This window comes from Fructobacillus broussonetiae, from assembly GCF_018437275.1.
Classification (GTDB): Bacteria; Bacillota; Bacilli; order Lactobacillales; family Lactobacillaceae; genus Fructobacillus; species Fructobacillus broussonetiae.
Map to the genome: position 1 here is coordinate 61,509 of NZ_JAAMFK010000006.1, position 12,909 is coordinate 74,417.

A 12,909-nucleotide genomic window follows, 5' to 3' on the forward strand; every position below is an offset into this window, starting at 1 on the left:
GATCACCCAAACGCTTCCTTTATGACTGCTGTATTGATGATTGGTGTTGCGCCGAGTTGTCCTTCCAGATAACGTTTGCGAATGCCAGCGTCCTTTCGACGGAGCCTTGGATCGTCAAAATCGTCGAGTGAGAATAATTTTGAATACCCGTCACCATCATTTTCAGTGAACCAAATTTTATCTTGGCTCAGGTTGTTATCCAGTAGGGACAAGTCATGTGTCGTCAGGAGCAACTGATTGTTCTGGTTCCTTTCATCCAATATGGAAAGGAACACCTTGGCCAGTTCGAAGTGGAAGGAAGAATCGAATTCATCAATCAGAATCAGTTTATTTTGCTTGGATTCATTTGCGGACAAAATCGCCATGATGGCAAACATCCAGGCCTTTGTGCCTCGACTCTCGTCTTCAAAATCCAAGTTAAAACACTTTTTATCCTTATCTTCATGTTGCAGCGTCACGTCAATTTGTCCTTGCTCCAAATGATGGTCATGTTCGCCCTTGACTTTGACAAACACATCTAAAATATTAAAATCCGCCGCCTGCAGAATTTGAACGAACTTGTTTTTAATCATCGGTTTCTTAAGCAGTTTGAAATCTGCCTTGTTGATACCCGTCTCCGGGGTGATGAAATCGATATCTTCCAGGAACCAAGCAGTTGCCACACTCGCGAGTTCGACATTGTTGGCCTGAGCGACAAAGAGTAACAGCTGGTTCTTTCGAATGTTTGGCTCAATCACCTGTAACTGATCAGGCATGACTGGATAGCTTTGCCCTTTTCGAGAAAAGACAAGCTGCCCATCCGCCTTCAACCACTCTTCAACTACTTCCTGTTCGTTGTATTCAATATGATACTCAAAGGCTACTTTATCCTTCATGAAGCCAAACTCAAACATGGTATTTTCCTTGTTGTTCCCAAAAGCGGCAGTGGGCAGTGGGGTCCCAGCTAATTCAGTTGGCTGATTGAGCAACTTCACCATTTCGGCAAAGGCGTAAATGACGTTTGTCTTACCACTGGCATTGGCGCCAAATAACAAAGCGGACTTAATGAAACGCTCTTTTTTAAATTGAAGTGTCGCATCCTTGGGCCGACCGCGAATCTTTTTACTCGCGACCATCGTCAATTGGTTTTCATCGTAATAGGATCTAAAATTTCGGAACTTGATGTAATCAAACATGGTTGCTCTCCTTTGATTGGTATTTTTCGACCATATTATAACGAGATTTTGTTATAAGAACGCTTAATTGGGGGAAGGAATGTCGATTAGGACAAAATAGTGTCCTAACTAACAAAAAGGCCGCCCTGTGATGGGTGGCCTTTTATGGCGGTAGTAAAAAAGCAGTCACCTACGGGTGGCTGCTTTTGTTTTTACCTAACGATTTTTCTTTGAGAAATAAATGGCGAGTGTCATTGACGCTACCGTCGCAAATACCAGCGTTCCGTCGAGCTTCCAGCCCGCCTTCTTCGCCGTTTCCGGCATTGGGCCCTGGCCCACCTGGATGTTTTGCCCCGTATGCGATGGCTTTCCATCGTTATGCGGCTTTACCTCCGGCAATCCATGCCTTGGCATTGGCCGTGGGTTTGGCCGCGGCTTCACCGGGTTCACCGGCGTTGGCTTTGGCTCAGGCTTTGGTTGTGGCTTAGGCTGTGGATTTGGCGTTGGCTTAGGCTCAGGCTTAGGCTCTGGGTTTGGCTGCGGAGGCACCGGCTGATCGTGGTGCTTCTTATTCCCATCATCCGCCGTTCCTGACCCCTGCGTCAGCGCCTGGTACACCGTAATATCACTCTCTGGTACATTTTGACTATCCACCTTCGCCGTATTGGCATAAGACTTCTGCTGGCGGCCATCCGTAATCCGGCTTTCCACGTTGAACAGGTAGGACTGATCAATCGTATTCAAGTTCACTGAGAAGTTGTTTCCTGGCCCCTCGTGAATATCACTTTGTGGCACCGGCGTTCCAGCCGAGAAGGTGTTATTTTCAGCGTTATAGACCGTCTTACCACCATTCACTGACCCAGGCACCATCTCTTGATTAGGCCCAAAGTTATCCGTCACCACGGCGTTATCAATCACTTTATCCGCCGCGTCCACACGAATTTGCCAGTGAATCAAGTTCTTATCATCTGGATCAAACCACGACCACTTGAATATCAGCTTGTTTGCTGGTGGGGTGTTTCCCGGATCAACCACAACGTCCGTCGCGTTACTTCCAAATCCCCAGTTAATGTGATTTGACTGGTGGTACTTAATGCCATTCGGTCCAAAGGTTAAACCAAGCTTCAGCTCACCGTGAACCGTGTGGTCCTTAACCGCCTCTTCGGCGTACTTGTTAAACGTAACCGTGATTGTCTTCTGGTTCTTATTCACGTGCACGCCTGCAAAGACGTTGCCCTTCGTTGACAAGACATTAAAGTCATCGTCGGTCAGGGCTTCCAACTGCTCTGGAATGTGAATCGTCAGCGTATCACCCGCTTTTAACTCTGCGTCATCAGGCACTGCGAAATCCCAATCTGCCTCCAAGGCGTCGTAGTAGCCAAAGTGCGTGGCCTCCGGGTGCGTCGTATCGTACAAGTGTACACCCGTGATGTAATCCTTTGGATCAAGTACGGCAGCAGCTGCCGTCTTGCCATGGTGAAAACCACCGAATTCGTTTTGATTAACTGTAAATGATAGGGATGAGAAAGCGAGTAACACGGCAAAAATCGCCAATGTCTTCACGAACCACTGACCCGTCTTCATTGCTGGTCCAGTTGGCTTCTGATCGGCAGCACCGTCAAATTTATTAACACGGCTCTCGTGCTTTTCCACTGCTTCTCCTCCTTTGGATTGTGGCGTACTTTTGAACATCACAATACCTCCTATCCCTGTTATACGCTTTTTACTGTTAAATGAATAGGTTTTCAAACAAATTTGTTTAGAATTTTTCTAGCTTTAGTTGCCGCTGTTGAGGTATTGGGACTGGGATGTGGGGAGTGCATTGAATTTGTCATTGCTTATGGATTTTTAGATTAGTCGATGGCCCGAATTAAATCGTAATTCACAAACACCCGGCAGTTATTCGGATTATAGCCAGCGTCTAGCAGTTCGAGCTCAACTAGTAACTGCAGGTGCTTGTTTGCCGTCTTCTTCGTCATGTTTAATTCAGCGCTGACGATTTCTGCTGTTAGAATCGGTTGTCGAATCGAAAGCGACCACAACGCTTTCGTTCTTTCTGTCGTTGCCGCACTTTTTAGTATGGTTTTTAGCCCCCTTTGATAATGGCGGCTCGCCTTGTCTAACTTTACTAATAATGAGTCTGCCATCTCCTCGCTTTTCTCCAGGAAAAAGCGAATCCAGGAATACCAATCCGGCTTATTGCCTCGCACACCATTCAGATACTTATAGTAGCGCAGGCGTTCCTTCTCCAATGCTTCACTGACGAAAAACACGGGATGATTCAACAATTCATCGCTCATCGTTGAAAGCACAATCAAGATTCTTCCTACTCGCCCATTTCCGTCCAAAAAGGGATGAATCGACTCAAACTGTGCGTGCAAAACGGCTGTTTTAATCAGGGGGTCACACTTTTCATCCAGTAATACTTCCCCTTCTTCTACCTCGGCATCTGAAAAAGACTGGTGTGAACGACCGTTTTGATAGAACTCCAGGTTCGTCATGTAGTCGGCAATCGCTTGTGCCGGGACCGGAACGTAAACGTCATGCTCGATGTTGTCATCGGGGCCGATGAAGTTTTGAATCCGACGGTATTCTCCGTTTGCGGCAGTCGTTCCACGAGTTCCAGCTCGCATCAAAACGGCGTGTATTTGTTTAATCAACCTGGTTGAAATCGGGTTGCCCGCCTGGATTAATTCGATACCGAGATCCAGTGCCCTCTTGTAGTTTTCGACCTCAACGACCTCTTTCCTTTTTCTCGGTTTTCCGGTTTCTTTCACGAAGTCTGAAAAAGTCACATGCGTACCTTCGATGCGAGTTGATTCCACTGATTCATGGAAGGTCAACAATTGAATCAAGCTCTGATTCACTAGTGAATGGGATAATTCGGCGTTTAATCGGCCAATCTTGGATTTGATTTTCGCTAGGAGCTGATAAAGCATTAGGGCTTCTTTGATTGTAACGATGGGTGGCATGAGTTTTAAACCGGAAATGGGTTTTGAACCGGCTTTTGAATCTGAAAGATAATTGGCTGTCATGGTGGCTGCCCTCCTGTATCGGTGTTCGATCAACCTTAAGTATTGAAGAGGGATTTGAATAAGACAAGGGGGAGTGTCAAATAGGACACAGGAATGACGGGTTTGGCGATTGAGTTTGACTTGGCTAGGACCTGGAGAAGAAAGAGAGGAAGATGGAGGTGACAATTGAATAGAAGGAGGACTTTATGATTACAAGAAGACGTAAGAAGCAGATTGAGAAGTTAGCGGTGGAAACGAGGAAGAAGTTGACGTTGGACCGAAGGGAAAACTTTAAGTTGCCCAGCTACCTTGAATTATTTGACGTGGGTCTCAAGATGGCTGATTTATCTGACCAGCCAATCGACGTTTATGTAACCTATGATGTTAAAAAGAAAAAACCGAAGATTTGCATTGATGCGAAGCAGTCTCCGGAGCAGACGATTTATTCACTCGCACATGAAATTGGGCATCTCGTTTTAGACTGGAAAGTTGACATTACCAAAGTTGAAATTGAAGAGCCAAAGCTTGCACGTAAGGAAAGTAACCTGCAGAATGAACGATTGTTGGCCACGAGCTACAAGCGAAAGGATGGTTATTCAACAGAGGAATTAAAGGGCGAGAAAGAAGCCGACTACTTTGCCACTTGCTTTTTGATGCCGCGTAAATCTGTAAAGTTTCTCCTTAAGTGGTGCTGCAACCCGAAACGAAATCTTTTATACGCCACTGAGCTGATTGCTTTTTATTACTTTGTTGAACAGGATTTAGCATTGCAACGAATTAAAGAATTGACGGGAAAGGCGTGAAAAATGGATGCTAACAGAAAGGAAGAAGCTGGCCTTGATCAAGCCAGTTTTAATACTGAGAAAGATTTTCAATGCAACGTAAGTACACACCCGGAAGATAGTGGTTTTAGTGATTATTTAATGAAGCAAACCGCTATTCAAACGGCCCTATTTTTAAGAAAGCTCCTCCTTCAGGAACTTGAAGATAAGGCCTACTTACGAAAGCACCTCATTTCAGCGATGATGGGGTTCTTTGTCATCGTCACGACGCTTGTTTTCTTTATTGTTCTCTTTGTTCGAGAAGGCATTCACCTCGAAATTCAGAAGTGTCTCATTATTGGACTCTTCGGAAATCTATTTGGTTTACTCATGGTCTTGTACCGCTATGCCTTTTCAGACACTGAAAAAATCATGAAGAACATCAACAATCTACTCCACTAAAATAAAAGAAAAAGCAGCCAGATCGGCTGCTTTTTTCTAATTCGCTTGTGGATAATTCTAAGGCACTTAGTCACTTATTGACAGAGTTATCGACTGTTTCAGCAATATTTCATGCATTTCGAGGGTAAAACGGTCGATAAATCGGTGGATAAGTGTTCTAAAAGAGACTAAAAAGGTCGTTATGGGAAGTTATCGACAGGAGGGTGTTATTCCGATTTATTTGCTGCTCCATTCAAAAATAAAGAAATAACTGCGATCAACGTTGCACTCCCAAAAGTTGATCCAGCTACTGGGTGATTATCTTTGATAAGTAAGAAAGTCAAAGTTGGAAAAATCAAAGTTGCTGCCATTGAACAAAGATAACCAAAGCCTTTACACTTCCAGTACATGCTTTGTTGCCACATTTCCATTTCACGGCGATGCTTTGATTCGTCAATTCGATTCTTTATCACTTGCTCAGCAGTTCCAGGGGCGAGCAACTCTATTTTTTCTAATAACTCAGGATTCGGTAATGAATCGAATGTCAGGGCCAATTCCTTCAGCAGTTCCTTTTCATTCTTTTTGGACCTCGAAATCTTATTTAAATTATTCATAGCGGTTAATCACCCGCTTCATATCCAGACTAATGTTGATCCAATCCTGATGAAGTTTTTCATCATCTGACATCGCTAAGAATGCGGGCTTTGGACTCACATATTGATGACCAAACAACGCTAAAATGGGATTTAAGAAGACCGCAAAACCTTCGCGCAACCCATCTAGAAAAGCATCTTTGCATAATTTTTTCATGGTGTACCTCCTAGTACATTGTTATTTCGCTTAAAGAGTAGCACGGAGGGGTGAGAAAGAGAAGAAAAGCATGCTTTTGATGTCGTTTAGGACAAATAAAAACCCCAGCAGGGAGGGCTGGGGAACTCGAAATCTATAGTTATTAATAAGAATGGATTTCATTATATATTATTTGTTAGTTACGACGTTCTTCTGATATTGATTAGTTGATGAATCGTAATTTGAGCCATCACCATTCGCCAGCGTAGCTTGCGCTTGCTTCTTTGATTGAGCATCAATATCACTAACTGCCTTCTTATATGCCGCTGAATCAGACCCAGCTTTTGTGTTTGCTGCATCAACAGCCTTTTGAACTTCTGCTTGGTAGTTTCGTCCAGACGCAATATCCTTCGCGTGAGCATCCTTCTCGTTATCTAAGGCGGTGTTAGCACCAGACAACTTTTGAACTAAAGTATCGGTTGCATCTCCCAATGCTTTAATCTTTGCAACGTATCCATCTGAATTCATATCGTCCAAGTTAGCGTATGATGCCATAACACCACCACCAACAGTGAACATTGCTGCAGCTGAAGCGATTGCTACCAATGAACGACGTGAGGTCTTCTTGGTAGTGTTTGAATAACGTGATACACGAGTTTCCATATTTTACATTCTCCTGTTTCTTCTATCTATAACTGTTTTAATTGTAGCTCGAACGCCTCTGTGTGGCGGTTAAGAGATGGTTACTGTTCAACAGTTAGGTAACAGGTATAGGATCGTTTGTATCCGTTATGTGGCGGTTTGGTTACTAAATCACCGCTGTAACGGTTTAGACCCCAGCCCGACACAGATTTGGAACTTAAGGGGATTAAGCTCGCTGGTCAAAGGATTGAAAAAGGTCAGGGCAAATGCCCTGACCTTTTTCATTTTATTCAAGCCCCATAACGCGTCGTTGCATTCTGTTTGCTTCTCTTGTGATGTATTGGAAGACCTCTTGTCTTTCTTCCTTGGTCGCATTGTCCATGAACTCACGGTAGTCACTGTTGTACCGTGCGACGATGGCTCTGGCCTCCTCAAGATTAATCATTGATCAAAACCTCTTTCTTCATTCCAGTCCCATGACTCTCCGTTGCATTCTATTTGCTTCTCTTGTGATGTAACGGTAAACAATGAGTTGTTCTTCTTTTGTAGCGAATTCATCGAAATCACAGTAGTCTCCGTTATACTTGGCCACGATTTCTAACGCTATTTTATTTTCAGGATGTTCTGGCATCTTTTATCCCCTTTTCTTAATTACTACATTTAGTTCAACACCAGTAACCTACAAAAGCGAGGAGAATGATTATTTAAGGTCATTTAGGACACAGCCCGGCCCTATTCTACATTGGCGGGTTTTGTTTGCTCTTGGACTTTGGAAGTTGATGGTACCGTGGCATTAGGAAGCGCTGTTTGGTCTCTGATCCTGGGTGCTGTTGGCGAGGGTTTTTTGGTGGTTGGCATGGTGGTGTAAAAAAAGAAGCTCCCTTTTTCAGGGAGCTTCTTTTGTTTTTTAAGCGAAGTTACGAGTGTTCCAAGCAACATCTTTGATGCTTGTATCGATGTCATTCAACTTGTTGTTTGATTCCACAACAGCTGCAGCCGTTGCTGCTTGGGCTGCCGTCATACGGTTAATTCCTGATTCGATACGACGCGCGTTGTCGTCCATCTTTGCTTCAACCGTTGCAAATCCAGATTGCACTGACGTATCCAACTGAACAAGGTCTTCGTGCTGCTGGCGAGCCGCGTTAATCACCGCTCCCGTCAAGCCATCCAAACGATCGTTGACGTTCTTGAATCCTTCACGGATATCCTTTTGAACGTCACCCATCTTTGCCATCATGGCCTCATGCTGTTGCGTACTCATGATACGGTCCGTTGCCAATTGGTTCGCGTAACCCGCTTCCTTGGCCTGTCCCGTCGCAACCGCTTCCAACATGAATTGGTAGTAAACCAGGTCATAGCGGTACTGGTCTGCAATGTCGATGGCGCGTGGCAATGAGTTCTTCACTTCCAGCACCTTGTTTTCCATTGCTGGAATATCGGTACCTTCAATCGTCTTCACATCGCTATCGATTGATTGGATATCACCAGACAAATCGAGTTGCTCTGATTCAATCTTTTGCTTCAATTCGTTCAAAACGACCTTGGCTTCTTCCACCTTCTTTTGGTAGGCCGCCTCGTTTTGACGATCGTTTTCTGATTCGTTTGCCTTTGCAGTCTTTTCAAGGCTTTCTTGTGCCTTCTTTACGAAGTGGTAGAAGCCGAACCAGTTGGCGAACAAAGCCACCCAAGTCAACACTGCTGGAAGCTGGCTTCCATCCATTCCACCAGACAATTGCGCCATGATTGGCAACGCAACAATTGAGAACAACAGCATGATAATTCGGTGTTGGAACAACAACTTCTTCTCATCCAAGTACTTGTTTGCTGCTGTCAACTTAGCGTGGTGCTTTCCAAACCAGTAAATCAAGAACCATGCCACGTACACTGGGAAGAGGGTCATCATCATTCCCGATGTATTCGTTGGTTCCACACCCATTTGGTTTGGGTTAGAAATTGTCTTCGCAATCACGTGTATGATTCCAAGCACGATAGCAACCCCGATGAAGGCCACGTTCATCCAGGCCATCTTCCAAAGAATCTTTGATGCCGCACGACGGTGATCACGGTCTGATAATGATTGGGCGCTCTTTCCCAACATCTTCATCCGCAATTCCTGGAAGTCTTCGTTATCAATCTTGTTCTTCAACTGATCGATGCGGTCCAAGTACTCTTGATTATCACCCTTCAAAGCGCGTGCTTGGTTTTCCAAGTTCGCCTTCTTTTCCTTCAAGGCAGCAAGTGCGTCTTCCGCATCTTCATACGCAACCACGTGCTGCATTTCATTTTCAATTAAGCTCTTTAATTCGGCCTGTTCAGCTTCCATAATTCCCTCCAAAAAAATACTGATTCTAGTGTACCACCTCACATGTCGCTTTGCTGTAACATAGCGGATTTTCGGGCACTTTTTACATTACATTCTATTTTTTCGACACTTTGTCTGTCGGCTAAAAAAGCCTTCATCAAACCGCATGCACAAAAAAAGCCAGGCCTCACGCCCAGCTTTATTTTCTATGATTGATGTGATGAACTGTCCATCTTCATCGTCTTTGACCTATCCATGTCGCAACAGTCTTTTGTCCGACGGTGCGCACACTCACAGCTCGTCGCCGTGATGACGACAACCAACATCGTAATGGCTGCAATGGCCATCACCCAGGCTTCCTTCTTCGTAATTTTAATCATGGCTTACTTCTTTGATGAGCCCATGTCCATCTTTGAATGGTCCATCTTATCGTGATCCATGTCGCAGCAGTCCTTCATTGATGAACCACTCTTCATTGACATGGACTTGTGGTCCATGTTGCAGCAGTCGTCTGCCTTCTTGTTGTTCGTGTGTTGAATTGAAATGAACGTTACGGCAACGATAACCACAACGATGACAGCGATGATTGCCGTCCAAGTTTTGTTACTGATGTTCTTAAACATTTCGCCTCTCCTTGTATCCTTTTACGGTCTTCCTAGTTTACAACCATTTTAGTCTAGCATGATAAAAGGCCCAATGCTAGGCTTTTTAAGCCTGTAAAAGTCAGTCCCGGACTCGATGCAGTCTTCTGCCTCAATTGGTTTATTTGGGTCGAATTCCAAGCTTTAAAAAGTGCTTAGAAAATTTAACGGACTTTTGCTTTTGAAGACGACTGGTCAACGAACCGAGTGATTTTGAAGGTAATTGGTCTGGTGGGAATTGGGTTGAGAAAATTTTTTATACTTTTTTGTTGCTTTTTAAGCATTGATAAAATTCTTTATATTCAATTGGCAATAATTCATACGTCCCACTAGGAATGCCCTCTAGCTCATGAACAATGTCTGAGACAGCTTCACTTTTCTTTTCATAGAGTTTTTCAACATCTTCACAAGTCCAACAAATCAGATTATCCAGTGGATCATTAAGAAAAGGTTCCTCTTCGAACTTCATTTGATAATCATCAGCAATGATTTTAAGAAACTTAAGAGCGGATTCAACTCCAAGTTTTTTATCAAAAATTGCCCTTTCAGCCATTAAATAGTAATCCACGTTTTCTAATCGCAGTGGCAAATCAATATCTTTGATGCTAATTTTTCCTTCATATATTAAATGACATAGCAGTTGTTGTTCTTTATTCATTAAATCCTCTTCACGTGCTATTATCCAAAAATCAACTTCAAATTTTGAATGTCCCGCTTTTTATTTTTTTGATTATCTTTGCAGCTCTTTCATCCGCTTCTTCCTCAGTGGGATAATCTTCTCTATATAATTGATTGTTATGCTCGACACATACAAACCATGTTAATCCTTTTAAACTATATCCAGAATGAACATAGTACATTTCTTTTTCATTTGAATTAAATGGGATAGATACATTGATTATAATGCGCCTCCTTTCATGAATGCTTTTGCAAAATTAAAATAATAATCAATAGGAAAGCAAAAACCTTCATTGATTTTACTCTACTAACTTTTTAAATTTTTTCTTTAAGAGTTTTGATTCAATTCCCGAATTTCAGAATGAAGCGCCACCCGACCATAATTCTTTGCTTTGATGCTAATCATCTTAACAATTTGTGACATCATCTGTCGATCTTCGATTTCCAGAGCTGGTTGGTTTTGATTTTTTTCATTCATCCATGCTTTTATCTTCGGAAATAAACTCAAAATCCCACTAACTTCCAACAATTCCATATTCTTACCACTTTGAGAGGCATAAGGACGAAAAGTTTTCGCATTAGATGTTGACAATAGCGTAGTTAAATAACTTTTATGAGAAGGTTTAAAGGAATCTAAGGCGTACGGTACATAATATTCACTTTTATTCGAATCTACCGGATTAATATATGTCCAAGGTAGTAACTCAGCAACTTGAAAAACTAATTTACAAAACCACTTCTCTGATTTGTCGATTTCATTATCTAAAAAAATAATAAAATCACCTGACTGAATATTCATCTTTCCATCATGTACCACATCGAATAAAATCCCTTCCTTATGTAAAAAGAATGGATTGCGTTTTAAACTCAGAGAATTCATTTTCTCTTTTATAATATAACTTGACACTCTAAACTCTTCTCTAATATTGTGAAAATTAATTCATTACTGTTTCCACCTTATCACAATAATATAGAAAATAACAATTAACTTTAGAAAAATACACCGCGTATTACCGGCTTTGCAAAGATAAGACAAATGTATTATGAATGAAATACTTATATTATATTTCATATAAAATCAAGTTATCTAAACGTTACTTTGTATTAACTCCATTTGTAAACAAAAGCAGCCTGTGATGGCTGCTTGGGTGGATGATGGATGTGATCGAGCGGGGTGGAGCGCTGCAAGAGCGCACAAAAAAAGCAGCCGAATGGCTGCTTTTTGTTTTTCCAAAAGGATAATCGAAAGATTAACGCTTTGAGAATTGTGATGCCTTACGGGCCTTCTTAAGACCTGGCTTCTTACGTTCCTTCATACGAGCGTCACGAGTCAAAAGACCAGCTTGCTTCAATGCTGAACGGAAGTCTGGGTCAACAGTCAACAACGCACGGGCGATACCGTGACGAGTTGCACCGGCTTGACCAGAGAAACCACCACCGTTAACGTTAACGTTAACGTCGTAGTTACCCAAAGTATCAGTAGCGTTGAATGGTTGCAAAACAACTTCACGCAAGTTAGGGAAAGGAATGTAGTCTTCGATTGCCTTACCGTTCATAGTAATAGCACCAGTACCTGGTACCAAACGTACACGGGCAACAGAGTTCTTACGACGACCAGTTCCAATGTATTGTACTGCTTCAGCCATGTTATTGGTCTCCTTTCTTAAACTAACTTGTTGATGTCAAGCACTTCAGGCTTTTGCGCTGCGTGGTTGTGATCTGCTCCAGCGTAAACGTGGAGGTTCAAACCTTGCTTGCGACCCAAAGTCGTCTTTGGCAACATACCCTTGATTGACAATTCCAACAACTTATCGGAATCCTTCTGACGGTAATCACCGGCAGTACGTTCCTTCAATCCACCTGGGTGGTTTGAGTGGTGGTAGTAAATCTTGTCTGATGCCTTCTTACCAGTCAACTTCACTTCTGAAGCGTTGATGACGATGACGTTGTCACCCATGTCAACGTTAGGTGTGAAAGTTGGCTTGTTCTTTCCACGCAAAATTGAAGCGACTACAGTAGACAAACGTCCCAATGCAACGTCCTTTGCATCGATGATGTACCACTTCTTTTCAATTTCGCCTGGCTTTGCTAAAAATGTTGTACGCATAATGGCGCGCTCCTTTAATTAGTTGTTTACAGTGTCGAATCGTTCCTTATCCGACGGTTACAATAAGTTTCCGGGGCTTATCGTGAGGTAAACAATACCGACTAATAGTATATAAAATTCCCGGACTTGTGTCAACGAAAACTTCGCTATTTATCAGTTATTCGGCTGATTTTACAAAGTTTCGACGACGCATTAGAAACTTATTCTACCATGAAAAGTCAGACCCGGTTCAGGTGCTTGTCATTCTTGAGGAATTTTTAGGAAATGGGCGGTCCCTTTATGGAAAATCAGGGATCGTTTTGGTGGGCGGGGCCGTTTGTGCGGTTAGCGGGGCCGTTTTGGTGGATGTTGTTATTTGTGCGGTTAGCGGGGCCGTTTAC

The 12,909-nt window shown here is 42.9% G+C and carries 17 protein-coding genes; 2 read left to right on the forward strand and 15 right to left on the reverse strand.

Going from position 1 to position 12,909, the window contains the following annotated elements; all coding sequences use genetic code 11:
• Positions 1–2: 2 nt before the first annotated feature.
• The 3 genes from G6R29_RS05160 to G6R29_RS05170 form a co-directional block, all read right to left on the reverse strand.
• Complete coding sequence (locus tag G6R29_RS05160) at positions 3–1,175, reverse strand: AAA family ATPase (RefSeq protein WP_213809293.1); 1,173 nt, start codon at positions 1,173–1,175, stop codon at positions 3–5.
• A 195-nt stretch (positions 1,176–1,370) separates the two neighbouring features.
• Entirely contained in the window at positions 1,371–2,846 is a 1,476-nt protein-coding gene (locus tag G6R29_RS05165) for a collagen binding domain-containing protein (protein ID WP_213809294.1), read from the reverse strand.
• Positions 2,847–3,007: 161 nt separating this feature from the next.
• The gene (locus tag G6R29_RS05170; RefSeq protein WP_213809295.1) at positions 3,008–4,189 is read right to left on the reverse strand and encodes a Fic family protein; all 1,182 of its coding nucleotides are present in this window, start codon (positions 4,187–4,189) and stop codon (positions 3,008–3,010) included.
• 185 nt (positions 4,190–4,374) lie between these two features.
• Here G6R29_RS05170 and G6R29_RS05175 point away from each other — a divergent pair, with 185 nt between their 5' ends.
• Together G6R29_RS05175 and G6R29_RS05180 are read left to right on the forward strand one after the other, a co-directional pair.
• On the forward strand, positions 4,375–4,971 hold the full coding sequence (locus G6R29_RS05175) for an ImmA/IrrE family metallo-endopeptidase (protein WP_213809296.1): 597 nt from the start codon (positions 4,375–4,377) through the stop codon (positions 4,969–4,971).
• A gap of 3 nt (positions 4,972–4,974) precedes the next feature.
• A complete protein-coding gene (locus tag G6R29_RS05180; RefSeq protein ID WP_213809297.1) occupies positions 4,975–5,391 on the forward strand; it encodes a hypothetical protein in 417 nt (138 codons plus the stop codon).
• A gap of 206 nt (positions 5,392–5,597) precedes the next feature.
• Here the strand turns inward: G6R29_RS05180 and G6R29_RS05185 are convergent, their stop codons facing one another.
• From G6R29_RS05185 to rplM, 12 genes are all read right to left on the reverse strand, one after another.
• The gene (locus G6R29_RS05185) at positions 5,598–5,984 is read right to left on the reverse strand and encodes a DUF2335 domain-containing protein (protein WP_213809298.1); all 387 of its coding nucleotides are present in this window, start codon (positions 5,982–5,984) and stop codon (positions 5,598–5,600) included.
• The gene (locus G6R29_RS05190) at positions 5,977–6,180 is read right to left on the reverse strand and encodes a hypothetical protein (RefSeq protein ID WP_213809299.1); all 204 of its coding nucleotides are present in this window, start codon (positions 6,178–6,180) and stop codon (positions 5,977–5,979) included. The genes G6R29_RS05185 and G6R29_RS05190 overlap by 8 nt, the downstream gene beginning before the upstream one ends.
• Before the next feature lie 168 nt (positions 6,181–6,348).
• On the reverse strand, positions 6,349–6,822 hold the full coding sequence (locus G6R29_RS05195; protein WP_213809300.1) for a hypothetical protein: 474 nt from the start codon (positions 6,820–6,822) through the stop codon (positions 6,349–6,351).
• Between the two features lie 265 nt (positions 6,823–7,087).
• Complete coding sequence (locus G6R29_RS05200; protein WP_213809301.1) at positions 7,088–7,246, reverse strand: hypothetical protein; 159 nt, start codon at positions 7,244–7,246, stop codon at positions 7,088–7,090.
• 18 nt (positions 7,247–7,264) lie between these two features.
• Entirely contained in the window at positions 7,265–7,432 is a 168-nt protein-coding gene (locus tag G6R29_RS05205) for a hypothetical protein (protein ID WP_213809302.1), read from the reverse strand.
• A gap of 276 nt (positions 7,433–7,708) precedes the next feature.
• Positions 7,709–9,124, reverse strand: coding sequence for a hypothetical protein (locus tag G6R29_RS05210; RefSeq protein ID WP_213809303.1), 1,416 nt, complete (start codon positions 9,122–9,124; stop codon positions 7,709–7,711).
• Between the two features lie 185 nt (positions 9,125–9,309).
• On the reverse strand, positions 9,310–9,483 hold the full coding sequence (locus tag G6R29_RS05215; RefSeq protein WP_213809304.1) for a hypothetical protein: 174 nt from the start codon (positions 9,481–9,483) through the stop codon (positions 9,310–9,312).
• Between the two features lie 3 nt (positions 9,484–9,486).
• Positions 9,487–9,726, reverse strand: a complete 240-nt coding sequence (locus tag G6R29_RS05220) for a hypothetical protein (protein ID WP_213809305.1) — start codon at positions 9,724–9,726, stop codon at positions 9,487–9,489.
• A gap of 274 nt (positions 9,727–10,000) precedes the next feature.
• Positions 10,001–10,402 (reverse strand): hypothetical protein, encoded by a 402-nt coding sequence (locus tag G6R29_RS05225; protein WP_213809306.1) that lies wholly within the window; start codon positions 10,400–10,402, stop codon positions 10,001–10,003.
• Positions 10,403–10,750: 348 nt separating this feature from the next.
• Positions 10,751–11,329 (reverse strand): hypothetical protein, encoded by a 579-nt coding sequence (locus tag G6R29_RS05230; RefSeq protein WP_213809307.1) that lies wholly within the window; start codon positions 11,327–11,329, stop codon positions 10,751–10,753.
• Positions 11,330–11,672: 343 nt separating this feature from the next.
• A complete protein-coding gene (gene rpsI, locus G6R29_RS05235; protein WP_213809308.1) occupies positions 11,673–12,068 on the reverse strand; it encodes a 30S ribosomal protein S9 in 396 nt (131 codons plus the stop codon).
• Between the two features lie 17 nt (positions 12,069–12,085).
• Complete coding sequence (gene rplM, locus G6R29_RS05240) at positions 12,086–12,529, reverse strand: 50S ribosomal protein L13 (protein WP_213809309.1); 444 nt, start codon at positions 12,527–12,529, stop codon at positions 12,086–12,088.
• Positions 12,530–12,909 lie beyond the last annotated feature (380 nt).

What these genes read in the sequence shown, in the direction of transcription:
- G6R29_RS05160 (WP_213809293.1), bottom strand. Translation starts at nt 1,175, where the DNA reads ATGTTTGATTACATCAAGTTCCGAAATTTTAGATCCTATTACGATGAA.
- G6R29_RS05165 (WP_213809294.1), bottom strand. Translation starts at nt 2,846, where the DNA reads ATGTTCAAAAGTACGCCACAATCCAAAGGAGGAGAAGCAGTGGAAAAG.
- G6R29_RS05170 (WP_213809295.1), bottom strand. Translation starts at nt 4,189, where the DNA reads ATGACAGCCAATTATCTTTCAGATTCAAAAGCCGGTTCAAAACCCATT.
- G6R29_RS05175 (WP_213809296.1), top strand. Translation starts at nt 4,375, where the DNA reads ATGATTACAAGAAGACGTAAGAAGCAGATTGAGAAGTTAGCGGTGGAA.
- G6R29_RS05180 (WP_213809297.1), top strand. Translation starts at nt 4,975, where the DNA reads ATGGATGCTAACAGAAAGGAAGAAGCTGGCCTTGATCAAGCCAGTTTT.
- G6R29_RS05185 (WP_213809298.1), bottom strand. Translation starts at nt 5,984, where the DNA reads ATGAATAATTTAAATAAGATTTCGAGGTCCAAAAAGAATGAAAAGGAA.
- G6R29_RS05190 (WP_213809299.1), bottom strand. Translation starts at nt 6,180, where the DNA reads ATGAAAAAATTATGCAAAGATGCTTTTCTAGATGGGTTGCGCGAAGGT.
- G6R29_RS05195 (WP_213809300.1), bottom strand. Translation starts at nt 6,822, where the DNA reads ATGGAAACTCGTGTATCACGTTATTCAAACACTACCAAGAAGACCTCA.
- G6R29_RS05200 (WP_213809301.1), bottom strand. Translation starts at nt 7,246, where the DNA reads ATGATTAATCTTGAGGAGGCCAGAGCCATCGTCGCACGGTACAACAGT.
- G6R29_RS05205 (WP_213809302.1), bottom strand. Translation starts at nt 7,432, where the DNA reads ATGCCAGAACATCCTGAAAATAAAATAGCGTTAGAAATCGTGGCCAAG.
- G6R29_RS05210 (WP_213809303.1), bottom strand. Translation starts at nt 9,124, where the DNA reads ATGGAAGCTGAACAGGCCGAATTAAAGAGCTTAATTGAAAATGAAATG.
- G6R29_RS05215 (WP_213809304.1), bottom strand. Translation starts at nt 9,483, where the DNA reads ATGATTAAAATTACGAAGAAGGAAGCCTGGGTGATGGCCATTGCAGCC.
- G6R29_RS05220 (WP_213809305.1), bottom strand. Translation starts at nt 9,726, where the DNA reads ATGTTTAAGAACATCAGTAACAAAACTTGGACGGCAATCATCGCTGTC.
- G6R29_RS05225 (WP_213809306.1), bottom strand. Translation starts at nt 10,402, where the DNA reads ATGAATAAAGAACAACAACTGCTATGTCATTTAATATATGAAGGAAAA.
- rpsI (WP_213809308.1), bottom strand. Translation starts at nt 12,068, where the DNA reads ATGGCTGAAGCAGTACAATACATTGGAACTGGTCGTCGTAAGAACTCT.
- rplM (WP_213809309.1), bottom strand. Translation starts at nt 12,529, where the DNA reads ATGCGTACAACATTTTTAGCAAAGCCAGGCGAAATTGAAAAGAAGTGG.